Origin of the sequence: Chitinophaga fulva (assembly GCF_012927205.1) — a bacterium.
GTDB classification, from domain to species: domain Bacteria; phylum Bacteroidota; class Bacteroidia; order Chitinophagales; family Chitinophagaceae; genus Chitinophaga; species Chitinophaga fulva.
In genome coordinates this window covers 737,281-762,209 of the sequence record NZ_JABBGC010000004.1, presented here as the reverse complement: position 1 = coordinate 762,209, position 24,929 = coordinate 737,281, and the positions used below count along the sequence as shown (strand labels likewise).

Sequence of the window (24,929 nt, the reverse complement as noted above, 5' to 3'; positions counted from 1 at the left end):
GATTTTTTTATTGGTAGATAAAAGTGCCTGCCGGCGCTTTTACGGTGACTTGTTTCTGTGCAGCAGCTTCTACTCTTCCGATAATCTGTGCATCGATGTTAAAGCTTTTGGAGATACTGATGATATCTGACGCGATAGCTTCCGGTACGTACAATTCCATCCGATGGCCCATATTGAACACCTGGTACATTTCCTTCCAGGAAGTGCCGGACTGTTCCTGGATCAGGGTAAACAGCGGTGGAACGGGGAACAGGTTGTCTTTGATCACATGCAGGTTTTCGATGAAATGCAGCACTTTGGTTTGTGCGCCACCGCTGCAATGCACCATACCATGTATTTGCGGACGGAACTGTTCCAGTACTTTTTTGATTACCGGTGCATAGGTACGTGTAGGTGACAGTACCAGTTTACCAGCATCTATAGTGCCGAAACCGGGAATATCAATTTTGTCTGTCAGGGCTTTTTTACCGCTGAACACCAGTTCTGCCGGGATACCGGGATCATAGCTCTCCGGATACTTTGCTGCCATGGCTTTGTTGAACACATCGTGACGGGCGCTGGTAAGGCCATTGCTGCCCATACCACCGTTGTATTCAGTTTCGTAGGAGGCCTGTCCATAGGAAGCCAGTCCCACTACCACATCACCGGCCTGAATACGGTCGTTGGAGATCACATCGCTGCGTTTCATCCGGGCTGTCACCGTAGAATCCACGATGATGGTCCGTACCAGGTCTCCCACGTCTGCAGTTTCCCCGCCGGTGGAATAGATGCTGATACCATGTTTGCGCAGTTCTGCCAGAATATCTTCGGTGCCATTGATGATAGCAGCGATTACTTCCCCGGACAGCAGCTGTTTATTACGCCCGATGGTAGAAGACAACAGGATGTTATCGGTGGCGCCTACGCAGAGCAGATCGTCCATGTTCATGATGATAGCGTCCTGTGCGATACCTTTCCATACGCTCAGATCACCAGTTTCCTTCCAATACATGTAAGCGAGGGAGGATTTGGTGCCTGCGCCATCCGCGTGCATGATATTGCAATAAGCTTCATCACCGCCGAGGATATCCGGCACTATTTTGCAGAAAGCCTTCGGAAACAGGCCTTTATCAATGTTTTTAATGGCATTATGCACATCTTCCTTGCCAGCTGAAACACCACGTTTGGCGTAAATATTATTATCCACCGGAAATCAAATAAATATGAGAATAAAGAAACAATCTGGCTGCAAAAGTAACAGATTCCCTGCATAATGCCCGCTGAATGTGTTAGATTTGCAGGGCATTTTTGATGTTATAGAATTATATGCAGGTTCACAGGGACTTAAAGCATTTACCGGAATTCCGTAATGCGATTATCACGATAGGCACTTTTGATGGCGTACATGCAGGGCACCGCTTCATTATAGAACAACTGGAGCAGGCCGCTGCGGAGTGTGACGGAGAAACCGTGATCGTCACCTTTGACCCGCATCCGCGGGAAGTACTGATGCCCCGCCCAAACAATATCAGGTTGCTCACCACCCTGCCGGAAAAGATTGCCTTGCTGGAACAGGCCGGTATCGATCATCTGGTGGTGGTCCCTTTCACCAAAGCATTTTCCGAGCTCTCCGCCCGTGAATACCTGGAAGACTTCCTGGTAGCCCGTTTCAAGCCACATACCATTATCATTGGTTATGACCATCGTTTTGGCCACAACCGGGAAGGTGGACTGGAACTGCTGGAAGCAGAACAACAACAATACGGCTTCCGGCTGGTGGAAATTCCTCAGCAAGTAGTCAATGATCTCACCGTGAGCTCCACCAAAATCCGTAAAAGCCTGCAGGAAGGAGAAGTACTACTGGCCAATGAGCTGCTGGGCTATCCCTATTTTCTGAGCGGCACCGTAGTACATGGCGACAAGATGGGCCGGCAGCTGGGTTATCCTACTGCAAACCTTCACCTGAAAGACGAACGGAAACTTATCCCGGCAGAAGGCATTTATGCCGTACGGGTAAAAGCCCCCGGCCATGATGGCCTGTTGCCCGCTGTGATGAGCATTGGCTTCCGCCCTACCTTCAACGGCACAGACCTCCGCCTGGAAGTACACCTGTTTGATTTTAATGAAGACTTGTACGGTCAGGAGCTGACCGTCTATTTTATCTCGTATATCCGCGCCAATCAGAAGTTTGACGATATTAAAGACCTGATCGTGCAGATGGACAAGGATTCTGCGCAGTCCAGGGAGATACTGGGAGCAAAAGCTTAAAGTTCTTCCCCCAGGAATTCGATTGGTTCCTCCTTCTTTGGGCGTCTCAATAACTTATAGGCCCTATAGAAAAAATAACCGGTCAATGCCAATCCCCCCAACAACATTCCTCCGGACTGAAGCACATAACTTGTGGTATAACCACCGTTTTTCATTACCGGATGGAGTTTTATCATTACCCTGATAAATGTAATGCTGGAGAATAGTGCATAAAATCCAGCTATCAGTACCACAATGCCGAGTATTATACGTAGTACAGGATGCATCTTAAATGAGTTTAATCAGTTCATTACTTTATACATCAGTTCCTTCATCAGTTCCCCGTCTTCCACACCGGCATCATTGATACCGATGCTGCGCAGGTTGTAGTGTTGCAACAGCAGAATAGCCTTTTCCGTGTTTTCCGGGCCGTACTGGCGGGCAGCGGCCATATAGTCTTTCACAAAAAACGGATGTACGCCCAATGCAGTTGCTATTTCCTTTTCGCCGCCTTTCACGCCGAAGATCAGGTTCACTTTAGCGAAGAAGTTATAAAGGGCGGGCAGCGTCATTTGAATGGGCGCTGCTTTGGGGTTGGCCGCAAAATAGGAGACGATGCGGAATACCTTGTCGGCATTCTTTTGTCCGAGGGCGTTTTGCAGTTCAAACACGTTGTATTCTTTGCTGATGCCTACATATTTTTCGATATCCCCTTCATCGATTTTTTTGCCTGCCGGCAGATTGACCAGCAGTTTATCTATTTCGTTGGCGATGCGGGAAAGGTCGTTACCGATATGATCTACCAGCAGGATGGCAGCTTTCTGCGTGATGGCCAGTTCCCGGCTGCTGACATAGGCTTCCACCCAGGCAGGCAGCTGGTTATCGTACATTTTTTTAGTGGATAGCAGCACGCCTTTTTCCTTGATCAGCTTGGCCATTTTGCTACGACCGTCTATTTTGCCCTGTTTGTGGGCCACCACAAATACGGTGGACGGCATGAGGTTTTCAATATAGCCCTCCAGTTTGAGCAGATCGCGCATGGACTGGGCTTCTTTGAGCACCACCACCTGTTTTTCGGCAAACATGGGATAGCGGCGGCAGGCGTTGACCACAGCAGTCCAGTCAGTATCCTTACCGTATAATACGGTGAGGTTAAATCCTTTCTCTGCTTCATCGAGCAGGTTGTGTTCCGCGTAGGCGGTCACCTGATCAATAAAAAACTCTTCCTCTCCTTCCAGCCAGTAGAGGGGCCGGAATTTCTTTTGTTTCCAGTCGCGTATAATATCCTGATATTCCATGATCTGTTTTTGTTGGGTCCGCCTGATTTTATTTCACCAGGGTTACCTGTTCATCCTTTAACAGGGGCAGTCTTTTAAACCGGAGCAGTAGTTGGGCCACGGCTGTCACATCTTTCTGGCAGTAGGCCACTATCCTTTCCAGGTCGTGGTCGTTCCAGTATACTTTTCCTACCATGCTGCCGTCGATATCGTCTTTGGGCGTTTCTATGCCCAGCACCGCGGTGAGCAGTTTCAGGGAAATGTAATGCCGCATATCTCCGAAGCGCCAGAGCTGGAGGGTGTCCAGCAGGGGCATTTCCCATGGTTTAAAGCCGTGTAGCTGCAAAGGCTTGGGCAAAGATAACTGATGAATAACAGACCGGCGGCAAATAAAAGGAATATCAAATTCTTTTATGTTATGCCCGGCAAACTGGAAGTGGGGATATTTCGTATGAAACTTATCTACTAATGCTAAAAAACCATTGAGCACAATTGCCTCATCGTCATTATAAAATGATTTCATCCGCAAATGATAGGCATTATTTTCCAGGCTGAAGAAACCGACGGATATACATATAATTTTTCCGAATTCGGCGTAGATCCCTGCCCTGTCCGCGTATAGTTCCGCTTCATTTTCTGATTCTGGCGCAGTTTTTGCCATTTTTTCTCCCCAGAGCCGTTGCATGTCGTCCGGCAACTGTTCCAAAGCCGCTGTAGCCGGAGTTGTTTCTATGTCCAACAACAATAACTGATCTAATCCTGTATTAGGTAACACGTTTTGATGACTTTTATGTGTTTGATAAAATATATTCTATTATTATAGTAATTTTGAATAAGGATTTTTAACCATATAACAATTAAACATAAAACAAACAACTATGACTGAGAACACTTTTAACACACCTGCACCGGGTTCACCCGGACCAGAAAAACCGCGCAGCCGCAATGGTCTAATTTACGGTATTTTAATTGCGGCTCTGGCAGGTACCTGGATTTACATGTTGTACGACAAAAATAAATCCAGTGAGCAAATCGCACAAAAAACAGTTCAGGTAGACTCTATTTCTTCGTCCCGTGATGCTTTACAGCAGGAATATAACGCTGCCAACGCCCGTCTGGACGATCTGATTTCCCAGAATACCCGTATGGACAGCCTGGTGAAAACCAAGGATAAAGAAATTCAGGATATGAAAGCACGTATTTCCAGTATCCTGAGCAATAAAAATGCTACACAGTCCCAGTTGGCTGAAGCACGTCGCCTGATTGAACAACTGAAATCCAGCATCGAAGGTTATCAACAGACCATCGAGCGCCTGGAAGGTGAAAAAATTGTACTGGCCGGTGAAAGAGATGTAGCCCGTAAAGAAAGGGACTCCGTGGGCGTTGTAAAAGACAGCCTGAACAAAAAAGTAGACCTGGGTTCTGTGTTACATGCTTCTAATATCCAGCTGCTGCCGCTCCGCATAAAACACAACGGCAAGGAAGTGGAAACTTCCAAAGCTAAACGTGCAGATATGATGCGGGTAAGCTTCGACCTTGACGACAACAGAATTGCTCCTACTGGTGACAAGGAAATTTTCGTGGCGATCACTGCTCCTGACAACACCCCGCTGGCTGTAGAAGCACTGGGTTCCGGCAGGTTCACACTGGAAGATGGTACCGAAAAACTGTATACCACCAAAAAAACCGTGGCTTACACAACTGGTCAGAAACAATCCGTAACCATGGATTGGAAACAAAATTCTGACTATAAAGTAGGTGATTATACCGTTGAAATCTATCATAACGGTTTCAAGATCGGTCAGGGTAAAGTTACCTTGAGAAAAGGCGGTCTGTTTTAATCAACAGAAAGATATCAACATAAAAAAGCAGGGCAGTAATGTCCTGCTTTTTTTATGCGGTTTCACGAAATGTAACCTCACTATTTTTTGGGACACAAGTAACATAAATGTAAACGTTTTATCTCCCCGATCAAGATTAGATTTCTTTCCAAAGGCACTATCAGCGCGGATTACTGATAATTTTTTAACCGTTACTAATTGTTAACGATTAGTTATTGATAAAAAGTTATATATAAAAATAAAATTAAATTAACGTTCTTTGCGACTATAATTACAAAATAGCCTAAGGCCACCCAAAATGGTGGGATAACCGGGACCAATGCTTTTGAATCGAGGATGTGACCTGAGTATGTACCAGCTTTAACCCGTTTTATGTCATGAAAACGATCTGCGATTTCAGTATTTGTTATGCCCTGAAAATCGTGGTCATTTAATGCGAACAGGAACTCTGATACAGGAATTGCATTCCCCTCTTTTTTTGTGCGCCGATGCTATTTGACAGGACCAGTTCAGCAGCCCAATTAAACCATAAGCATGGAAGACATGAACAAAATAGTGTACGTTGTAGATGATGATGAAATTTTCCACTTCATTATCAAAAAGATGTTGGTGCAACAGGACGATAATCTTGTCATTACTTCCTTCCTGTGTGCAGAAGAAGCCCTGGAACAATTATCCAGCAACCCACAACCCACACTGCCCTCTCTTATCATCCTGGACATGAACATGCAACGGATGAACGGATGGGATTTTATTGAGGCATACCGCGGACTGAAATCATCGCTCAAAAACAATATTCCTATTATCATGTGCTCCTCTTCTGTAGATGTACGTGACATGCAAAAAGTACAACATACCCCTGAACTGATGGCGTATATTACCAAGCCACTGGACAAGAATAAAATGAAGGTAATTGAAGAATACCTTTAGTCCTTGCATACTAACTACTATTCCAACTAAAAAAGCGAAGACCTGAGCAAATGCTCAGGTCTTCGTTTTTATGCTTTATTTATTTTCTTATGCAAAGACTGCATTGTTATACATTTCTTCGCGCAGTGCTTTCACGCGTTCGTCTGACAGGTATTCGTCGAAAGTCATCATACGGTCGATGATGCCTTTAGGCGTCAGTTCGATGATACGGTTCGCCACAGACTGCATGAACGTATGGTCATGTGTGGTGAACAGCACAATACCTTTGTAGTTGATCATGCTTTCGTTGAAAGACTGGATAGACTCCAGGTCCAGGTGGTTGGTAGGCTCATCGAGGATCACCACGTTAGGGTCCTGCAGCATCATACGGCTCACCATGCAACGTACTTTTTCACCACCGCTCAGTACGGAAGTTTTCTTCATGATCTCGTCGCCGGCGAAGAGCATTTTACCCAGGAATCCGCGCAGGAAAGGCTCATCCACGTCAGTAACGTGTGAAGGCACGTACTGGCGCAGCCAGTCCAGCAGGTTCAGGGACGGATCTGTAAAGTAACCGGAGTTATCGTTAGGCAGATAAGCGTTGGTAACGGTTGTACCCCATTCTATTTTACCGCTGTCTGCAGCCACTTCGTCTTTAATAACCTGGAAGAAGGTAGTCAGCGCCAGGTGATCTTTAGACAGGAAAGCTACCTTATCATTTTTGTTGATAGAGAAGCTTACATCTGTGAAGAGTTTACGGCCATCCACTGCTTTTTCCAGTTTTTCCACATTCAGGATCTGGTTACCTACCTCACGCTGCTGTTTGAAGATAATGCCCGGGTATTTACGGTTAGAAGGCTGAATATCTTCAATAACCAGTTTTTCGAGGGCTTTCTTACGGGAAGTCGCCTGTTTACTTTTGGAAGCGTTGGCGCTAAAGCGGGCGATAAAGTCCATCAGGTCTTTCCGCTTATCTTCCATCTTCTTGTTCTTATCAGCGATCTGGCGGGCCATCAACTGGGAAGACTCATACCAGAAAGTATAGTTACCGGAGAAGATCTGGATTTTCGCACGGTCCACGTCGGCCACATGCGTACATACCGCATCAAGGAAGTGACGGTCGTGGGATACTACGATCACGATATTTTCGTAGTCGGCCAGGAAGTTTTCCAGCCAGCCGATAGTTTCCACGTCCAGGTCGTTCGTGGGCTCATCCAGCAGCAGGATATCGGGATTACCGAACAGTGCCTGTGCCAACAGTACCCTTACTTTCAGGCTACCGTGGATATCTTTCATGAGCACGCTATGCAATTCTTCTTTTACACCGAGGTCGCCCAGCAGTACACCTGCATCACTTTCTGCAGTGTAACCGCCCATTTCGCCGTATTCTGCTTCCAGTTCACCGGCGCGCATACCGTCTTCCTCAGAAAAATCTTCTTTAGCGTATATCTCATCCTTTTCCTTGGCGATCTCCCACAGCTTCTTATTGCCCATCAACACCGCATTCAGTACTGTAACCTCATCAAACTCGAAGTGGTTCTGTTTCAGTACGCTCATGCGCTCGCCGGGAGTGATTTCCACGGTGCCTTTGTTCGGCTCTATTTCGCCGGACAATATTTTCAGGAAGGTAGATTTACCCGCTCCATTAGCCCCAATCACACCATAACAGTTCCCTTTCGTGAAATTGAGGTTTACTTCGTCAAACAATACTCTCTTTCCAAAAGAGAGCGTTACGTTTTTAACACTGATCATGCTGGCTATGTAAATTTTGAAGCTGCAAAGGTACGAATACTATAACTGGATTCCAAGTTAACAGATCTATATCAAAATCAATATTTAACGATTGATTTTTAAGGGTTTGTATTCCTGTAACCTTTCTGTACGTATCTTTAGCACAAAAAAACACGGCAATGACAAGTTATAACCAGGTATTTGAAAACAACCGCCAGTGGATAGCTTCCAAACTGGCCACCGACGCGGAGTTCTTTGAAAAAATGGCCGACAGCCAGACGCCGGAGTACCTCTATATCGGTTGTAGCGACAGCCGGGTACCTACCAATGAGATCATGGGACTGGGAGCCGGTGAAGTATTTGTGCACCGTAATATCGCCAATGTAGTGCCCAACACCGATCTGAACGTGATGGCGGTGATCAACTATGCCGTAGTACACCTGGAAGTGAAACACATCGTTGTTTGCGGCCACTACAACTGCGGAGGCGTAAAAGCCGCCATGCAACCCAAAGATCTGGGCATCCTCAACCCATGGCTGCGTAACATCCGGGACGTATACCGCCTCCATATGGATGAGCTCAACGCCATCACAGATGAACACGACCGTTACAACCGCCTCGTGGAACTGAATGTGCAGGAACAGGCTATCAACGTCATCAAAACAGCTGCCGTACAAAAATCCTACCTGGCCAAAGGTTACCCTGTCGTACATGGATGGGTATATGATATCAAAAATGGCCAGCTGAAAGATCTCGAAATAGACTTCGAAGGCGTACTGCATGAAATTCAGCGGATATACGACCTCACCGGTTCCGGTATGATGCAAAAAGACAATAACAATCAATAAAGCATACGACTATGGGGCCTATCGGTGTTTTTGACTCCGGCTACGGCGGGCTTACCGTGCTGAAAGAGATCATCGCGGAACTGCCGCAATACGAATATATCTACCTCGGTGACAACGCCCGTACCCCTTATGGGGGCCGTGGCTTTGAAACCATCCATGCCTATACCCTGCAGTGTGTGCAGCAGCTGTTTGATATGGGCTGCCCGCTGGTCATTCTCGCCTGTAACACCGCCTCGGCCAAAGCGCTGCGTACCATACAGCAGAAAGACCTGCCACGGATAGCGCCCGACAGACGGGTGCTGGGCGTGATACGCCCTACCACCGAAATGGTAGGAACCCTCACCCAAACCGGTGAAGTGGGCATTCTGGCCACCAAAGGGACCGTTGCTTCTGAGTCCTATCCGATAGAAATCAAAAAATTCTTCCCGGAAGTACAAACCTACCAGCTGGCCTGCCCCATGTGGGTACCGCTGGTGGAAAACAACGAACACGAAAGCGATGGCGCCGACTATTTCGTCAAGGAGTACCTGGATAGAATCCTCTCCCAGTCGTCCAATATAGACACACTGGTACTGGGATGCACCCACTATCCCCTGCTGATGAAAAAAATACGGCAGCACCTCCCCGGCGGCATCACCGTTCTCTCACAAGGCAAAATTGTGGCCCACAGCCTCAAAGACTATCTGAAGCGCCACCCGGAAATGGAATCCCGCCTGAGCAGGAATGACCAGCGCCGTTTCTTCACCACCGACGATCCGGCCATCTTTGATATGATGGCAGAAATCTTCTACGGTAAAACAGTACAGTCAGAAAAACTGCCGCTGACCGTATAGGCGATAACGTTATAAACAAAAAAGACGCTGAGGATGTCCTCAGCGTCTTTTTTTATTGGATGCTTTTATGCGCTTATTTCGCCAGCTTCAGCAGGAAAGCGTATTCCAGCGCCACTTCCTTTAAGGCCTCAAACCTTCCGGAAGCGCCACCGTGGCCCGTTTCCATATCTGTATGCAACAGTACCAGATGGTGGTCTGTTTTCAGCTCCCGTAGCTTGGCCACCCATTTGGCCGGCTCCCAGTATTGCACCTGTGAATCGTGCAGACCGGTGGTCACCAGCAGATTGGGATATGCCTTGGCAGTCACGTTATCATACGGAGAATAGGATTTCATATACTCATAAGAGTCTTTGTTTTTCGGATTGCCCCACTCATCAAATTCACCGGTAGTAAGCGGAATGCTTTCATCCAGCATGGTGGTCACCACATCCACAAACGGCACCTGTGCCACCACGCCGTGGAACAGATCGGGGCGCATGTTGATCACCGCGCCCATCAGCAAGCCGCCGGCACTGCCACCCATGGCATACAGCTGGCCCGGATTGGTATAGTTCTCCTTCACCAGGTAGGCCGCACAGTCGATAAAATCAGTAAAGGTGTTTTTCTTTTTGAACATCTTACCATCTTCATACCACTGACGTCCCATTTCCTGTCCGCCACGCACATGCGCAATAGCGAAAGCAAAACCACGGTCCAGCAGGCTGATTCGGTTGGAGCTGAAACCTGCGTCCAGGCTATGGCCATAAGACCCGTAACCATAGAGCAACAGCGGGCCTTTGCCGTTTTTGTGGAAATCTTTTTTATAGACGATGGAAATGGGAATTTTAGTACCGTCTGTAGCCGTAGCTATCAGCCTTTCGGTAGCGTAATTTTTGGGATCATAACCGCCCAGTACTTCCTGCTGCCGTTTCAGTTCCTGCTTGCCTGTTTCCATGTTATAATCGTACACAGAGGTGGGCGTGATCATGGAAGTGTATTGGTAGCGCAGTTCTTTGCTGTCCATCTCCGGGTTGATGCCCAGGTAAGCATCGTAAGCCGGTTCTGCAAAAGAAAGGTATTTGTCCTCATGTGTTTTATCATTGATCACACGGATCTGGGTAAGCCCGTTCTTTCTTTCTTCCAGCACCAGAAAATCCTTGAACACATCGATGCTGCTTAACAGCACGTCGCTGCGGTGAGGGATCACTTCTTTCCAGTGGTCACGGCCGGTTTGGTTCAGCGGTGTTTCCATCAGCCGGAAATTCAGGGCGTCCCAGTTGGTCACGATGTAGAACTTATCGCCTTTATGATCGATGTCGTACAACATGTCTTTGGTGCGCGGCTGAAAAACGGAGAAGGCGCCATCAGGTTTGGAGGCGTCGAGGATAAGGCTTTCAGCAGAAAGGGTGCTGCCACTGTGGATAACGATGTATTTGCCCGATTTGGTTTTCTGTAAACTGAGACTGAAAGTTTCATCTTTCTCGTGATATACCTCTTTATCAGCATCATTGCCCAGCAAGTGTTTCATAATACGGTCAGCCCGGAGGGTAACGGTATCTTTGCGGCTGTAGAAGAGCGTCTTGTTATCGTTGGCCCAGCAGGAACCGCCGGTTGTTTCCTGGATAGCATCCGTGAGGGTTTCGCCGGTTTCCAGGTTCTTCACATGGATGGTATAACGGCGACGGCTAACCGTATCGATGCCATAGGCCAGCAGTTTGGTATCGGGGCTGATGCTCAGTCCTGCTACCTGACAATAGGCATGGCCGGCAGCGAGGTCGTTCACATTGAGGATGATTTCCTCATCTGCCTCGAGGCTGCCTTTTTTGCGGCAGTAGATAGGATATTCTTTTCCTTTTTCGTAGCGGGAGTAATAGTAGTACCCGTTTTTGAGATAAGGCACGCTCATATCCGTTTCTTTGATACGGCCTTTCATTTCTTCAAACAGTTTGCCCCGCAATTCTTTTTCGGGGGCCATCACAGTGTCCAGATAGGCGTTTTCGGCATTCAGCCAGGCCAGTACTTTAGGATCTTCCCGGTCGTTCATCCAATAATAGTTATCAATTCTGGTGTCTCCGTGTATCGTCAGTTCTTTCGGTATCTTTTCTGCAACGGGTGGCTGGATGTTCTCCTGATTATTCATATTTTTTTTCTTTTCGTGACAAGACATTAACACAATTCCTGTAAGTAAAAGTAAGCTTACATTCTTCATGGAAATAGGTTTTACTCAATTTAAGCAATTGCCGATATTTTATGCATAAAAAAGCGCCATGGAAAGAATACCATGACGCCCATATGTTGATAATGTATTGATTAAGCCAGCACACGCATTTTTACCGGGTCCCAGCGGAGCTGTTTTTTGCTGAAGTAGCTCTGATTGGTGACCAGTGCCGGGCCGGCAGCACGGAGGCCAAAGGTGGCATCCTCTACTACGGTCTTGCCTGTACGCATGGATTCAAAGAAATTTTTGAAGTGGTCCAGCCGGTCGTCGTAACCTGCGGGGGCTGCGTAGTTGCTGGAAGTCTCCGCCGGTTTGCCGGCGTTGGCGCCGTAGCGGGCGTTGTAATCTTTCACATACTCAGCCTGTTGTTTTTCAGTGAAAGTGCGGAAGGTGTCCCATCCGCCATAGCCGGGAGCTTCGGGCAGTTTATGTTTTTTGATTTTGAAGTCGTTCCATCCCATTTCCATCACGCCGTCTGTACCGATCAGGCGTGTATATTCACCACCGCCGCTGCCGTCTGCGAAGTTCACGCGGAGCGTCATCTGGAAGGCAGGATGTTCTTTCGTTTCCGGATAGTCGAAAATAGCCACTACCACATCGGGCACATCACGGCCGTCTTTCCACTGTACCAAGTTACCGCTGGCATAGATGCTGGTGGGGCCGAGAGAGCCGGTGATGAAATGCAGGCCGGAAATCAGGTGTACAAACAGATCGCCGGGGATACCGGTGCCATACGCCTGATAGTTGCGCCAGCGGAAGAAACGTTTTGCATCAAAAGGCATTTTGGCCGTATCCTTCAGGAAGGTGTCAAAATCCACTGTAGCGGGGGAAGCGTCGGTAGGAATGGAATACTGCCAGGCGCCGAGTGCGCTGTGGCGGTCCATGCGGGCTTCCACTACGTTCAGCTGACCAATTTCGCCGGCCTGGTAACGTTTACGCGCCTCCGCCATGGCGATGCTGCTCACCCGCTGACTGCCCACCTGAAACACCGCTTTGGTGCGTTGCTGCGTGGCAATCACTTTATGACCTTCTTCTATCTGCTGTACCATAGGTTTCTCGCAGTACACGGCCTTACCCGCTTCCATCGCCGCGATGGAGATCGTATCATGCCAGTGATCGGGCGTGGCCACAATGATGGCGTCAATATCTTTCCGGTGCAACAGTTCACGGTAATCGCGGGTGGTAAATATCTGGGAGCCATATACCTCTTTTACGCGGTCCAGGTGGCCTGTATAGAGATCGGCTGCTGCCACGAATTCCACGCCCGGTACTTTAATAGCAGTATCCACGTCGCCGAAGCCCATGATGCCCATGCCTACGCAGGCAACACGGATTTTATCGTTGGCGGAAAATGGTTTCTCCGGTTGCAGGATGGTCACCGGTTCATTTTCTTTTGCCAGGGCTGCCAGCTGGCCGATGCCCAGCAGCGCCGCAGTGCTGCCTATATGTTTGATAAACTTCCTACGGGATTTGTCTGACATATTCCAACAAGATTTTAATAAGATTTTAAAAGCGGTACTATGATAATAAAAAATATCAGCAATCATGCAAACGAATTATGAGCGGTCAATAGCATATTTCGATGGACTGCTAAAACGCTTCAGCGTGTTTGCGGAAACTTAATACAAACTTCATAATTCCTTCATAAAGACTTAATGGCCTCTATAGTGCTACAGTGCTGGAAGAGCGGTTATTTCGCCCCAACTAAACAATGCTGTACTGTATGAAGTTATTTTTACCATTATTCATCTTTATCATGTCGGGAATTGGTGCCATCGCACAAACAACCACCGGCGTGAAAGGAACTGTAACCGACAAACAAACAGGTCAACCGCTGACAGGTGCAGCGGTGAAGCTGAAAAACGAACACTATACCGCTACCGGTACCACCGGTCTGGACGGCAGTTTCGTCTTCCGCAATGTACCAGTGGGCGATTATGAAATCAAGGTAAAAGACCTCGGACATCATGAAGTGGAAAAGAAAATCCATTGCGAAGGACAGGTGAGCAGCCTGAACATCGAAATGGAATCTAAAGATGTAGCCCTGAAAACCCTTACCGTTACCGGTAAAGGTGACAAAGGCAGCGAGAAAAGCGTACTGAAGACCGTGCAAAAAGCAGATATGGTGCTGAACGCAGTGTCTGCCGCCGCTATCCAGGTATCTCCGGACATCACCATCGCCAACGTTATGCAACGTATATCCGGCGTATCACTGGAACGCAGCAACAACGGCGACGGCCAGTATGCGATCATCCGTGGCATGGACAAAAGATACCAGTACACTTTGATCAACGGTATCAAAATCCCCAGCCCGGACAACAAAAACAGGTATGTTCCGCTCGACATCTTCCCGGCCGACCTGGTAGACCGCCTCGAAGTATATAAAGCCGTCACCCCCAATATGGAAGGCGATGCCATCGGCGGCGCCACCAACATGGTGATGAAAGACGCCCCGAAACATTTTATGCTGAATGCCAATGCCGCTATCGGTTACGCACAAACGCTGTTTGACAATGACTTCACCCGTTTCAGCAGAAGCGGCTCTACCAAAACATCTCCGCGTATCCGCAACGGCAACAACTACGAAGCCAACATCAACGATTTCACCAACACCCCGCTGCACCTGAATACCAGCAAAGCCCCGGTAGCCAGTGTGTTTGGCATCAGCGCCGGTGGCCGCAGCAAAAATGGTAAACTGGGCGCCATCGCAGGCATCAGCTATCAAAATACTTATCGCTCCAACGAATCCCTATACCTACAAACGGAAGTGGACAAAAACGATAACACCCCCGCTTTCACTGCCGCCAAAAACAGGACGTATTCTATCCAGCAACAACGGACAGGCATGCACGCTAAAGTGGATTACGAGTTCAATGACGATCACCAGATCTCCTTATATGCTGCCTATATGAACCTGGGCCAGAACCTGTTCCGCTTCAGCACAGACACCAGCCTCGAACTGGGCCGCACCGTACCGGGTTCCGGCAGGGTGAGCAACAACTACCGCAGCGAACGCAGCGTACAACAGATCAGCAACTTTACCTTGCAGGGCGACCACAAACTGGCCCACCACCTGCATATGAACTGGTCTGCCGTTTACTCCAAAGCCACTGCCAACATACCTAACCGTACTGAACTGAATGTGAACACCGGTGTTACTCCTCAGAAAGACAACACCCTGAAACAAGAGCCTGTGTTGCTGGATGCGCTGGAAGGCGTTACCCACGAATGGGCCCGCAACTCAGACGAAGATAAAAGTGGCTATCTCAACTTCGTTTACACACCGAAAATCGGGAATGTAAAAACAGAAATCTCTGTAGGCGGAATGTACCGCAACAAACAACGCCATAGTTACTATGACGAATACACGCTGCGCCCCGACTCCACCACGCAGGCTTTCAATGGTGACATCGACGCACACAAACTCTCCCTCTTCAACAGGGTTGGTGCTCCTGACAATGCCCTGAACTATGATTTCACTGAAAACGTGGCTGCTTATTACGGCCAGGTAAAATTCCAGATCGGCCGCCTGCAAACCCTCGCCGGCATTAGGGTAGAACATACCAAAGCTTCCTGGGAATCTGCCGTGCCATCTTCCGTAGAAGGTAAAACCGGCTCTGTTAAATATGTAGACGTGCTGCCAGGCATCCACTTCAAGTACATGCCTGACAACAAACAAAATGTGCGTCTCTCCTACTACTCCGCTATCAGCCGCCCTGGTTTCTATGAAATGATTCCTCACCGCGGCGGAGATCCTGACCAGGATTATCCTGAAGTGGGCAACCCGTATCTGAAAAGAGCTACCTCCGATAACTTCGACTTACGTTATGAATACTTCCCCAAAGCACTGGACCAGCTGCTGGCAGGCGTATTCTACAAACGCATCAAAGACCCGATTGAATCTGCACTGGTACAAAACGGCCGCAGTATCAACCTAATGAGCGGTAACTTCGGTACCGCTACCAACTATGGTTTTGAACTGGAAGCCGCCAAGTATATCCGCAAATTTGGTATCCGTCTGAACTATACCTATACCAACTCTTCCATCACCAGCAATAAAATGCAGTGGTACCGTGAAGACAACGGTAACATCACCCAGAAAACCGTTAGCCAGGAACGCCCGCTGCAAGGACAATCCAAACATATCGGTAACCTCTCCCTGCTGTACAAGGACGCACATTCCGGCCTCGACGCACAACTGGCCATGGTATATACCGGCGAACGTATTGACATCGTATCACAGTTTTACAACAACGATATCTGGCAGAAAGGCTTTGTGCAACTGGATTTCTCTGCCGAAAAAAGAATCTGGAAGAAACTGTATGCTTACGCCAAAGTGGGCAACCTGCTGAACACCCCTTATGAGCTGTTCATCAAGAGCGCCAACACAGAAAAATCTGCCGCCGGTGTACCGCAACAAACAGTGGGTAAAAATGTATCTGTACGCAAAAACACTTACGGCCAGACTTACCTGCTGGGCCTCCGTTTCAAACTCTAAAACCTTACGAACATGAAATTGCATCAATATATACTTGCCGCTATCACCACAGGTACTATCCTCACTTCCTGCCATAAAGAAGCAGATGTGCTGGTATCCAAACCGGTGGTCACTCCCAGCAAACCGATTACTTCAGACACGTTGTCCGGCGCCATTCAGGGTACGCTGCTGGCTGGCAAAACCTACTATTTCGCTACCGATATCACCATCAATGACGGTGATACCCTCTATATGCAAAGCGGCGTAAAACTGATTGCCCTCGGCGATGGCAGCAGCCAGCTGAAAAGCCCGCAGATTACCGTGAACGGAAGCCTGATCAGCCTCGGCACCAAAGATGCGCCTAACTATATCACCGTATCAGAACAACTGCGTACCACTGACAATGCTTTTAAAGGCATCTGGGGCGGCATTCAGTGTACACCGGCTAAAGACAAACAAGGTGGTGACCTGGTCCTGAAATGGACGCATCTTGAATTTGCCGGCGGTCCTGTGGCTATCGGTAATGACGTGTATAAAGCAGGCGACCCTCGTTACATGATCTACTTCGCCAATGTGGACAAGAACTTCATCCTGGAAGATTGCTGGATCAGAGGCAGTAAAGACGATGCTATCCGTACAGATGGCGGCCGTATCAGCATTCTGCGCAACACATTCGAAATGTGCGGTGAAAAAGGCGGTGAAGCATTGAACATGAAATCCGGTACTGTTGGCGATGTGGCGTACAACGTAGCCATCGGCGCAGCTACCAATGCATTCAAAGTATCCAACTCCGGTGATAAAACCGTGCAGGCCAATGTATATATCTACAACAATACCATGGTCAACTGCGGCTTCCGGCAAACGAAAGAAGGCCGTGGCGGCGGTATCAACTTCGAAGCTTTTGCGAAAGGAAAGGCGTTCAATAACCTCTTCATCAACTGTCGTGTAAGCATGCGCGTAGTAGGCGGCGCCGGTACCGGTGCAGACCTTGCCAACCTCACCTATGGCAATAACCTGTTTTACGGTAACGCCCCTACGCTGTTGAACCAGTTCAATGCAACAGACGGTGTATCTGTATTTACCACTACAGATATCCATGGGGAGGTCAAACAAAACAATCCTGCATTCTATACTTATGATGTAGATCAGTTTGACTACACCACCCTCGGCGGCACCGTTAAAACACCACCGATCACCTGGAAACAACAACCATTGCCACTGTTACAACAGGGCACTTCCAACTTCCGCGTGAAGCCAACTTCTCCGGCCGTTGGAAAAGGTAACAGCCAGTTTGCCCCCATGAATATCACGACGATCAAAACAGAAGCTGCTGCCGACGTAATGCGTCCTGGTAAAGACATTGGCGCTTATCAACAGGATGGCAGCGGTAACCAGCATTAATGGGGTTATTTGGTTATTTTTAGATTTAGTAATTGGATTGACTGATTTGGGATTTTATATGAAATATGGAAAAATAGTAGCAGTAGCCGGCATCTTTGCCGGCTTCACTGCCTGTAACAACAAACAACATAAGCCTATACCAGCACCGGCTGCCGATGCGGTAAAACCGGTGGCTGTCACCCCTGTCACACAATATGACAGCGATGATCCGGCCATCTGGATCAACAAGGCTGACAGCAGCAAAAGCCTGATCATCGGCACAGATAAAAACACAGACGGGGCTTTATATGTATACAACCTGGATGGCCAGGTCGTAAAGAAGATCGCCGGTCTGAAACGGCCTAATAATGTGGATATTGCCTATGGTCTGCTGCTGAACAATCAGCCGGTGGACATTGCTGTGACAACAGAACGGGAAACCAACAAACTGCGTATTTACCGTCTGCCGGACATGGAGCCGATTGACAATGGCGGCCTGGAAGTGTTTGCCGGTGAAAAAGAGCGCGGCCCTATGGGCATCAGCCTGTACACACGGCCAACAGACAAAGCCATCTTTGCGATCGTTAGCCGCAAATCCGGTCCTGCACAGGGTTACCTGTGGCAGTACCAGTTGACCGACAACGGCAAAGGGCAAGTAACAGGAACGGTTGTACGTAAATTTGGCGCCTACAGCGGGAAGAAAGAAATTGAAAGTGTAGCGGTAGACAACGAGCTGGGATATGTGTATTATTCAGATGAGCAGACGGGTGTTCGCCGGTATTATGCAGATCCTGCCCGTGGAGATCAGGAGCTGGCGTTATTTGGCAGTGGTGAATTCAAGGCCGACAACGAAGGCATCAGCATTTACAAAACAAGCGACAGTACCGGTTTTATTCTTGTATCTGATCAGGATGCCAACAGTTTCAACATCTACCGCAGGGAAGATACACATCCGGCATTACTGGCGAAGATACCCGTATCTGCTATCAACAGTGATGGTTCCGATGTGGTGAATGTCAACCTTGGCCCTAAATATCCACAGGGTATTTTTGTGGTGATGAGTACAGACAAGACCTTCCATTACTATGATTGGCGTGACATCGCAGCGAGGATTAAGTAACCGATCATCGATCCATAAAAAAAACGGCGCAGGTAAAACACCTGCGCCGTTTTTTTGCATTATATAGTCAAGACTATTTCTCAGAACTAAGGCCAGCGCCAATGAATTCTCTGTTGAGGCGGGCGATATTGGTGAGGGAGATTTCTTTCGGGCATTCTGCTTCGCAGGCGCCGGTGTTGGTACAGCTACCGAAACCTTCCTTGTCCATTTGAGCCACCATGTTGAGCACACGGGTCTGGCGTTCAGGTTCACCTTGTGGCAGCAGTGCCAGCTGGGAAACTTTTGCAGACACGAACAGCATCGCAGAAGAGTTCTTACAAGCTGCCACGCAGGCACCACAACCGATACAGGCCGCAGCCGCAAAGGCCAGGTCCGCTTTGTGTTTATCAACCGGGAGGCAGTTAGCATCCTGGGCGTTGCCGGTGTTTACAGAGATATAACCACCCGCTTCGATGATACGGTCAAATGCAGTTCTGTCTACAGTGAGGTCTCTCAGTACAGGGAAAGCATCAGATCTCCATGGTTCTACCGTGATGGTATCACCGTCTTTGAAAGCGCGCATGTGCAGCTGGCAGGTAGTAGTACCAGCCCATGGACCGTGTGCGCGGCCATTGATGTGCATGGAGCACATACCACAGATACCTTCGCGGCAGTCGTGGTCAAATGCGATCGGGTCTTTTCCTTCGTTGATCAGTTGCTCGTTCAGCACGTCAAACATTTCGAGGAAAGACATTTCAGAAGAAATATCTTTTACAGCGTATGTTTCAAATCCACCCTGAGCATTTGTGTTTTTTTGTTTCCACACCTTTAAGGTGAGGTTCATGTTATAATGTTCCATATTCGCTGGACAATTATTTTATTTTACAATCCTGGCCCCCTGTAAAGCAATGGGCCAATACCCTTATTTATAGCTACGTTGAGAAGGAATTACTTCTTCAAATTTCAGTTCTTCCTTGTGCAGTTCAAACTGGCCGGGGCCTTTGTATTCCCAGGCAGCTACGTAGCTGAAGTTAGCATCATCACGTTGTGCTTCGCCATCCGGAGTCTGGGACTCTTCACGGAAGTGGCCACCGCAGGATTCGCGGCGTTGCAGCGCATCGATGCACATCAGTTCGCCCAGTTCCAGGAAGTCGGCTACACGGCCGGCTTTCTCCAGTTCAGGGTTGAATTCTTTTTCAACACCCGGTACACGCACATCTTTCCAGAACTCAGCGCGCAGGGCTTTGATTTCTTCGATGGCTTCTTTCAGACCTTGTTCGTTACGTGCCATACCGCACTTGTCCCACATGATCTTACCGAGTTTTTTATGGAAGTGGTCTACAGACTTGGTTCCTTTGATGCCCATCAGTTTGGAGATGGTGTCTTTCACCTGTTTTTCAGCTTCCACGAAGGCCGGGTGGTCTGTTGGGATAGCTTTGGTGCGGATTTCATCTGCCAGGTAGTTACCGAGGGTGTAAGGGATGACGAAGTAACCATCTGCCAGGCCCTGCATCAGTGCAGAAGCGCCGAGGCGGTTAGCACCGTGATCGGAGAAGTTGGCTTCACCGAGGGAGTACAGGCCGGGAACGGTGGTTTGCAGTTCGTAGTCTACCCACAGGCCGCCCATGGTATAGTGTACGGCAGGATAGATACGCATGGGTTGTTCGTATGGGTTTTCGCCGGTGATTTTGGCGTACATATCGAACAGGTTACCATATTTTTCCGCTACTACTTCTTTACCCAGTTTTATGATCTCTGCTTTAGAGAGATTGGAGAGCTGGCGTTTACCGGCTTCGATGTTGCCATAACGTTCGATGGCAGCGGCGAAGTCGAGGAATACCGCTTGTTTGGAAGTACCTACGCCATAGCCGGCATCGCATCTTTCCTTCGCAGCGCGGGAGGCCACGTCGCGGGGAACGAGGTTACCAAAGGCAGGATATCTTCTTTCCAGGTAGTAGTCTCTTTCTTCTTCCGGAATTTCGCTGGCTTTGCGATTGTCGTTTTGTTTTTTGGGTACCCAGATGCGGCCGTCGTTACGCAGTGATTCTGACATGAGGGTCAGTTTGGACTGGTGATCGCCGGATACCGGGATACAGGTAGGGTGGATCTGTGTAAAGCAGGGGTTGGCGAAGTAAGCACCGTTTTTAGTGGCTTTCCAGGCTGCCGTTACGTTAGAGCCCATCGCGTTGGTGGACAGGAAGAATACGTTACCATAACCGCCGCTGCAGATCAGTACAGCATGACCGAAATGGCGTTCCAGTTCACCGGTGATCAGGTCACGGGCGATGATACCGCGTGCTTTGCCGTCGATCTTAACGATATCCAGCATTTCGTGGCGGGAATACATTTTCACGTTACCCAGTGCCACCTGACGCTCCAGGGCTGAGTAAGCACCGAGCAGGAGCTGCTGACCGGTTTGACCGGCAGCGTAGAAAGTACGTTGTACCTGTGTACCACCGAAAGAGCGGTTGCTCAGCAGTCCACCGTATTCACGGGCAAAGGGAACACCCTGGGCCACGCATTGATCTATAATATTGCCACTCACCTCCGCCAGGCGATGCACGTTGGCTTCGCGGGCGCGGTAGTCGCCACCTTTTACTGTATCATAGAACAGGCGGTAAACGGAGTCACCGTCGTTCTGGTAGTTTTTAGCAGCATTGATACCACCCTGGGCAGCAATACTGTGCGCGCGACGCGGACTATCCTGAAAGCAGAATGCTTTAACCTTATACCCTAACTCACCTAATGAAGCCGCTGCTGAAGCGCCGGCCAAACCAGTACCAATCACGATCACTTCGAGGCTGCGCTTGTTGGCAGGGTTTACCAGTTTACAATGTCCTTTATAGTCTTCCCATTTAGTATTTAATGGGCCGGCTGGAATTTTTGCGTTCAACATATATCCTTACTTTACAGAATTATTTTTTTAAATAGATAACAATCGGGATCAGGGCAAAGCCAATAGGAATCAGGATACCGAAGATCCATACGCCTACGAAGTTGATCAAACCGTTGTACTTTTTGTGATTCAGGCCGAAGGTCTGGAAGGCGCTCTTAAAACCATGGATCAGGTGGAAAGAGAGGCCAATCATGCCAATCACATAGAGGATTACCAGCCACACGTTCTGGAAAGTTTCATAGCTCAGCGCATAGAGATCTTTCAGTGGTTCTTCGATGCCAGGATAAGTGCGGGTAGGCATTTCAGCGTAGTGGAATTTGCCCCAGAAGTTAGCCAGGTGAATCACAATAAAAATAAGGAGGATGCTTCCCATGATCGCCATCTGGCGGCTGAACCAGGAAGATGTCTGATTGCCCGGATTGATAGCGTATTTCACCGGACGGGCAGCCCTGTTGGAAAATGTGAGCTTCAGCGCGATCAGAGCGTGGAGGATGATCACCACTTTCAGGCCCCAGGCGATGAACTGAATCAGGCTGTTATGTCCCATGAACTGGGCATACGCGTTAAATGCCTTGCCTTCGTCGTTGTACAGCAGCTGGAAGTTACCTGCCAGATGCACAATAACAAAACTGCAAAGAAACAAGCCGGTAGCACCTACCAATAACTTCTTACCGATAGATGTATTAAAAAACTGTGACCACTTCATAAGTAAAATTCTAAGCTTCCTTGTATTAAAGTTGATTGAAATGTCGGGCAAATTTAGCGCAGGAAAAACAAAAACCAAATGATATTTATCAGGTTTTCACATGCATGATCGTAATAACAAATACATAATATAACTGAAAATCAATCATTTTATGCATATTATCTTTCATTTTGTACTGAAAATATAATATAAATTATTCCAATCGTTTTAGCATGATGTTGTCTATCATATTATACAAATGCAGTGGTTGATATGTTCGCCATTTTTCATCATCCAGCAGGTGGATATAATGGTGCAGGCGGGCTTTTTCAAACTCCTGCCTGGTTTGTTCAGGCATATTCAGTGCAACGATCCATCCGCCTTCATCTTTGATATCATCCCACCATTCTTCGTAATAGCAGTCATCGGAAGAGTGGAAATTCATGACATTTTCAGCGATGAGGATAAATTTGCAGATCCCTTCCGCAATGAGGACATCGATGATTTCGCGTTTGAGGGTCATGATATCATTATCAATCGCATCGTTCCATTCTCCCAGCAGTTCGATAATGGCGAAGTTGTACTGATAGTCAGCGAAGAGGATTTTCAGGTACAGGTTACGGGACCCAAAGTCGTCCCACTGCGGGTGAACATAGTAATTGTAGACCGTATTCGAGAATTCAAATTCACTGTATTCCCTTCCATAGAAGGGCGATAGTTCGTCTTCTTCAGCGGCGTACAGGTGCCTCCAGTTATAATATGGTTCGATAGTATGCATGCGTAGTCTCCGGCTACAAATGTCAAAATAAATCAGGCTTTGGCAAAATCGTCCATGGCTTTTTTCACACTGCCAGCCTTCAGCAACAGTTGTTGCGCCTGTTCATAATCTGTGATAGACAGCTTCTCCATCAGCATTTTCACGCCTCTGTCCACTAATTTTTCGTTGCTCAGCTGCATGTTTACCATTTTGTTATCTTCTACCCTGCCCAGCTGGATCATCACGGCAGTAGAGATCATATTCAGCACCAGTTTCTGTGCGGTACCGCTTTTCATGCGGGTGCTGCCGGTCACGAATTCCGGTCCTACCACTACTTCCACCGGGAAATCGGCGGCGGCAGATACAGGTGAATCGGGGTTACAGCTGATGCTGCCGGTAATGATACCGTTGCTGCGGCATTTATCGAGCGCACCGATCACATAGGGCGTAGTACCACTGGCAGCGATGCCTACTACCACATCTTTATCGGTGATATTAAATTCCTGCAGATCTTTCCAGCCTTGTTCACGGTCATCTTCTGCAAACTCCACAGCTTTGCGGATGGCAGCATCGCCACCGGCAATCAGGCCTATTACCAGTCCTTGCGGCACACCAAATGTAGGCGGGCATTCAGAAGCATCCACAATACCCAGGCGGCCGCTGGTACCGGCGCCGATATAAAACAAACGTCCTCCTGCCAGCATCTTGTCTGCTATAGCTGCCACGAGCTTTTCAATCTGTGGAATAGATTTTTCCACGGCCACGGGAACTGACCGGTCTTCGTTATTGATGTTGGTCAATAATTCCGTCAGGCTCATCTTTTCGAGGTGACGATAATTTGAAGTCTGTTCAGTTACTTTTACAAATGCCATATATGATCTGTTGTAGAATTGATTAACGATGATATTCAATGAGCCCTTCCATGGGAGTGCGCAGGATTTTGCCGAGCGGCAGTTCATACAGTTCACACAGTTCTTTCAGGATATCCCGGAAGTGCCAGGCGATGCCGCCGGTGAAGTGCAGGGAGGTGGTCCAGCTCTCCCGGTACTTATACAGATGGTTGAAGAAAAAGTCATTCAGGCCGTCTTCGAGGATATTTTCAATCAGGAAGTGGCCTCTGTTTTCGGACAGGAACGTGGAATACGTTGACAGATAACGATTGGCCAGTGGCTTACGGTATACGTTTTCGAGGATTTCGTCTTTATTGGTTTGATATTTCTGGTCAAAACGGGCCATCAGCTCTTCATCAAAGGTATTGTACAGATAGTATTGCAATACTTTTCTGCCGAGATAGGCGCCGCTGCCTTCGTCACCCAGGATGTAACCCAGGCCCGGATTGTTTTTCACGATGGTTGTTCCGTCAAAAAAACAGGAATTGGAGCCGGTGCCAAGGATGCTGGCGATACCAGGCGTACGGCCGCACAACGCACGGGCAGCTCCCATCAGGTCATGGTTGACATCTATAGCGGCTGAAGGCCATACATCCTTCAGGCATGCTGTCACCAGCTGGGTATTTTTTTGTTGGGCAAGACCGGTACCATAAAAATATACCTCGTCAATCACCGTACCGGCTGGCATCTGGGGGATAAGCTCCACCTCCATGATCTGCCGGATCTGTTCTGCTGTCTGAAAATAAGGGCTCACACCCTGGGTGTTATAAATCCCCGGCTCGTGGTCTCCCAACAAGGCCCATTCCGTTTTTGTAGATCCGCTGTCAGCGATCAGCTTTGTTCTTGCAGCCATCCTGTAATTTATGAAATTAAAGAATCGTAA

At 48.3% G+C, this 24,929-nt stretch carries 20 protein-coding genes; 8 read left to right on the top strand and 12 right to left on the bottom strand.

Going from position 1 to position 24,929, the window contains the following annotated elements; translation table 11 throughout:
- Positions 1-7 precede the first annotated feature (7 nt).
- The gene (locus HHL17_RS33875) at positions 8-1,186 is read right to left on the bottom strand and encodes an AIR synthase related protein (protein WP_169228778.1); all 1,179 of its coding nucleotides are present in this window, start codon (positions 1,184-1,186) and stop codon (positions 8-10) included.
- 119 nt (positions 1,187-1,305) lie between these two features.
- On the opposite strand from HHL17_RS33875, the gene HHL17_RS31480 reads away from it, so the two are divergent.
- Positions 1,306-2,247, top strand: coding sequence for a bifunctional riboflavin kinase/FAD synthetase (locus HHL17_RS31480; protein ID WP_169228777.1), 942 nt, complete (start codon positions 1,306-1,308; stop codon positions 2,245-2,247).
- A 281-nt stretch (positions 2,248-2,528) separates the two neighbouring features.
- Here HHL17_RS31480 and holA read toward each other — a convergent pair whose 3' ends face one another.
- A complete protein-coding gene (gene holA / locus HHL17_RS31475; RefSeq protein WP_169228776.1) occupies positions 2,529-3,524 on the bottom strand; it encodes a DNA polymerase III subunit delta in 996 nt (331 codons plus the stop codon).
- A 28-nt stretch (positions 3,525-3,552) separates the two neighbouring features.
- The gene (locus tag HHL17_RS31470; RefSeq protein WP_317166658.1) at positions 3,553-4,278 is read right to left on the bottom strand and encodes a ribonuclease H-like domain-containing protein; all 726 of its coding nucleotides are present in this window, start codon (positions 4,276-4,278) and stop codon (positions 3,553-3,555) included.
- A gap of 103 nt (positions 4,279-4,381) precedes the next feature.
- Between HHL17_RS31470 and HHL17_RS31465 the strand changes: the two genes are divergently transcribed.
- Positions 4,382-5,344 carry a hypothetical protein gene (locus HHL17_RS31465; RefSeq protein ID WP_169228775.1) on the top strand — a complete coding sequence of 321 codons (963 nt, stop codon included), beginning with the start codon at positions 4,382-4,384 and terminating at the stop codon, positions 5,342-5,344.
- A gap of 534 nt (positions 5,345-5,878) precedes the next feature.
- The gene (locus HHL17_RS31460; RefSeq protein ID WP_169228774.1) at positions 5,879-6,274 is read left to right on the top strand and encodes a response regulator; all 396 of its coding nucleotides are present in this window, start codon (positions 5,879-5,881) and stop codon (positions 6,272-6,274) included.
- Between the two features lie 87 nt (positions 6,275-6,361).
- On the opposite strand, the gene HHL17_RS31455 is transcribed toward HHL17_RS31460, so the two are convergent.
- Positions 6,362-8,005, bottom strand: a complete 1,644-nt coding sequence (locus HHL17_RS31455; protein WP_169228773.1) for an ABC-F family ATP-binding cassette domain-containing protein — start codon at positions 8,003-8,005, stop codon at positions 6,362-6,364.
- Positions 8,006-8,163: 158 nt separating this feature from the next.
- Between HHL17_RS31455 and HHL17_RS31450 the strand changes: the two genes are divergently transcribed.
- Positions 8,164-8,832 carry a carbonic anhydrase gene (locus HHL17_RS31450; protein ID WP_169228772.1) on the top strand — a complete coding sequence of 223 codons (669 nt, stop codon included), beginning with the start codon at positions 8,164-8,166 and terminating at the stop codon, positions 8,830-8,832.
- Positions 8,833-8,843: 11 nt separating this feature from the next.
- The gene (murI, locus tag HHL17_RS31445) at positions 8,844-9,665 is read left to right on the top strand and encodes a glutamate racemase (RefSeq protein WP_169228771.1); all 822 of its coding nucleotides are present in this window, start codon (positions 8,844-8,846) and stop codon (positions 9,663-9,665) included.
- A 73-nt stretch (positions 9,666-9,738) separates the two neighbouring features.
- On the opposite strand, the gene HHL17_RS31440 is transcribed toward murI, so the two are convergent.
- The gene (locus HHL17_RS31440) at positions 9,739-11,784 is read right to left on the bottom strand and encodes a S9 family peptidase (protein ID WP_206156236.1); all 2,046 of its coding nucleotides are present in this window, start codon (positions 11,782-11,784) and stop codon (positions 9,739-9,741) included.
- A 170-nt stretch (positions 11,785-11,954) separates the two neighbouring features.
- Positions 11,955-13,343: a Gfo/Idh/MocA family protein gene (locus HHL17_RS31435; protein WP_169228769.1), complete on the bottom strand. Its 1,389-nt coding sequence runs from the start codon at positions 13,341-13,343 to the stop codon at positions 11,955-11,957.
- A 242-nt stretch (positions 13,344-13,585) separates the two neighbouring features.
- Between HHL17_RS31435 and HHL17_RS31430 the strand changes: the two genes are divergently transcribed.
- The 3 genes from HHL17_RS31430 to HHL17_RS31420 are packed head-to-tail and all read left to right on the top strand — an operon-like array spanning position 13,586 to position 18,839.
- Positions 13,586-16,360, top strand: coding sequence for a TonB-dependent receptor domain-containing protein (locus HHL17_RS31430; protein WP_169228768.1), 2,775 nt, complete (start codon positions 13,586-13,588; stop codon positions 16,358-16,360).
- Between the two features lie 12 nt (positions 16,361-16,372).
- Complete coding sequence (locus HHL17_RS31425) at positions 16,373-17,740, top strand: hypothetical protein (protein WP_169228767.1); 1,368 nt, start codon at positions 16,373-16,375, stop codon at positions 17,738-17,740.
- A 58-nt stretch (positions 17,741-17,798) separates the two neighbouring features.
- Positions 17,799-18,839, top strand: coding sequence for a phytase (locus HHL17_RS31420; protein WP_169228766.1), 1,041 nt, complete (start codon positions 17,799-17,801; stop codon positions 18,837-18,839).
- Positions 18,840-18,912: 73 nt separating this feature from the next.
- On the opposite strand, the gene HHL17_RS31415 is transcribed toward HHL17_RS31420, so the two are convergent.
- From HHL17_RS31415 to HHL17_RS31390, 6 genes are all read right to left on the bottom strand, one after another.
- Positions 18,913-19,677, bottom strand: a complete 765-nt coding sequence (locus HHL17_RS31415) for a succinate dehydrogenase/fumarate reductase iron-sulfur subunit (protein WP_169228765.1) — start codon at positions 19,675-19,677, stop codon at positions 18,913-18,915.
- 63 nt (positions 19,678-19,740) lie between these two features.
- Positions 19,741-21,714, bottom strand: a complete 1,974-nt coding sequence (locus tag HHL17_RS31410) for a fumarate reductase/succinate dehydrogenase flavoprotein subunit (protein ID WP_169228764.1) — start codon at positions 21,712-21,714, stop codon at positions 19,741-19,743.
- A 19-nt stretch (positions 21,715-21,733) separates the two neighbouring features.
- Positions 21,734-22,420 carry a succinate dehydrogenase cytochrome b subunit gene (locus HHL17_RS31405; protein ID WP_169228763.1) on the bottom strand — a complete coding sequence of 229 codons (687 nt, stop codon included), beginning with the start codon at positions 22,418-22,420 and terminating at the stop codon, positions 21,734-21,736.
- Positions 22,421-22,613: 193 nt separating this feature from the next.
- The gene (locus tag HHL17_RS31400) at positions 22,614-23,177 is read right to left on the bottom strand and encodes a hypothetical protein (RefSeq protein WP_169228762.1); all 564 of its coding nucleotides are present in this window, start codon (positions 23,175-23,177) and stop codon (positions 22,614-22,616) included.
- A gap of 32 nt (positions 23,178-23,209) precedes the next feature.
- Positions 23,210-24,028, bottom strand: coding sequence for an N-acetylmuramic acid 6-phosphate etherase (gene murQ, locus HHL17_RS31395; RefSeq protein ID WP_169228761.1), 819 nt, complete (start codon positions 24,026-24,028; stop codon positions 23,210-23,212).
- Between the two features lie 22 nt (positions 24,029-24,050).
- Positions 24,051-24,899, bottom strand: coding sequence for an N-acetylglucosamine kinase (locus tag HHL17_RS31390; protein ID WP_169228760.1), 849 nt, complete (start codon positions 24,897-24,899; stop codon positions 24,051-24,053).
- Positions 24,900-24,929 lie beyond the last annotated feature (30 nt).

Coding starts and splice junctions, on each gene's coding strand:
- HHL17_RS31480 (WP_169228777.1), top strand. CDS start 1,306: ATGCAGGTTCACAGGGACTTAAAGCATTTACCGGAATTCCGTAATGCG.
- holA (WP_169228776.1), bottom strand. CDS start 3,524: ATGGAATATCAGGATATTATACGCGACTGGAAACAAAAGAAATTCCGG.
- HHL17_RS31465 (WP_169228775.1), top strand. CDS start 4,382: ATGACTGAGAACACTTTTAACACACCTGCACCGGGTTCACCCGGACCA.
- HHL17_RS31460 (WP_169228774.1), top strand. CDS start 5,879: ATGGAAGACATGAACAAAATAGTGTACGTTGTAGATGATGATGAAATT.
- HHL17_RS31455 (WP_169228773.1), bottom strand. CDS start 8,005: ATGATCAGTGTTAAAAACGTAACGCTCTCTTTTGGAAAGAGAGTATTG.
- HHL17_RS31450 (WP_169228772.1), top strand. CDS start 8,164: ATGACAAGTTATAACCAGGTATTTGAAAACAACCGCCAGTGGATAGCT.
- murI (WP_169228771.1), top strand. CDS start 8,844: ATGGGGCCTATCGGTGTTTTTGACTCCGGCTACGGCGGGCTTACCGTG.
- HHL17_RS31440 (WP_206156236.1), bottom strand. CDS start 11,784: ATGAATAATCAGGAGAACATCCAGCCACCCGTTGCAGAAAAGATACCG.
- HHL17_RS31435 (WP_169228769.1), bottom strand. CDS start 13,343: ATGTCAGACAAATCCCGTAGGAAGTTTATCAAACATATAGGCAGCACT.
- HHL17_RS31430 (WP_169228768.1), top strand. CDS start 13,586: ATGAAGTTATTTTTACCATTATTCATCTTTATCATGTCGGGAATTGGT.
- HHL17_RS31425 (WP_169228767.1), top strand. CDS start 16,373: ATGAAATTGCATCAATATATACTTGCCGCTATCACCACAGGTACTATC.
- HHL17_RS31420 (WP_169228766.1), top strand. CDS start 17,799: ATGAAATATGGAAAAATAGTAGCAGTAGCCGGCATCTTTGCCGGCTTC.
- HHL17_RS31415 (WP_169228765.1), bottom strand. CDS start 19,677: ATGGAACATTATAACATGAACCTCACCTTAAAGGTGTGGAAACAAAAA.
- HHL17_RS31410 (WP_169228764.1), bottom strand. CDS start 21,714: ATGTTGAACGCAAAAATTCCAGCCGGCCCATTAAATACTAAATGGGAA.
- HHL17_RS31405 (WP_169228763.1), bottom strand. CDS start 22,420: ATGAAGTGGTCACAGTTTTTTAATACATCTATCGGTAAGAAGTTATTG.
- HHL17_RS31400 (WP_169228762.1), bottom strand. CDS start 23,177: ATGCATACTATCGAACCATATTATAACTGGAGGCACCTGTACGCCGCT.
- murQ (WP_169228761.1), bottom strand. CDS start 24,028: ATGGCATTTGTAAAAGTAACTGAACAGACTTCAAATTATCGTCACCTC.
- HHL17_RS31390 (WP_169228760.1), bottom strand. CDS start 24,899: ATGGCTGCAAGAACAAAGCTGATCGCTGACAGCGGATCTACAAAAACG.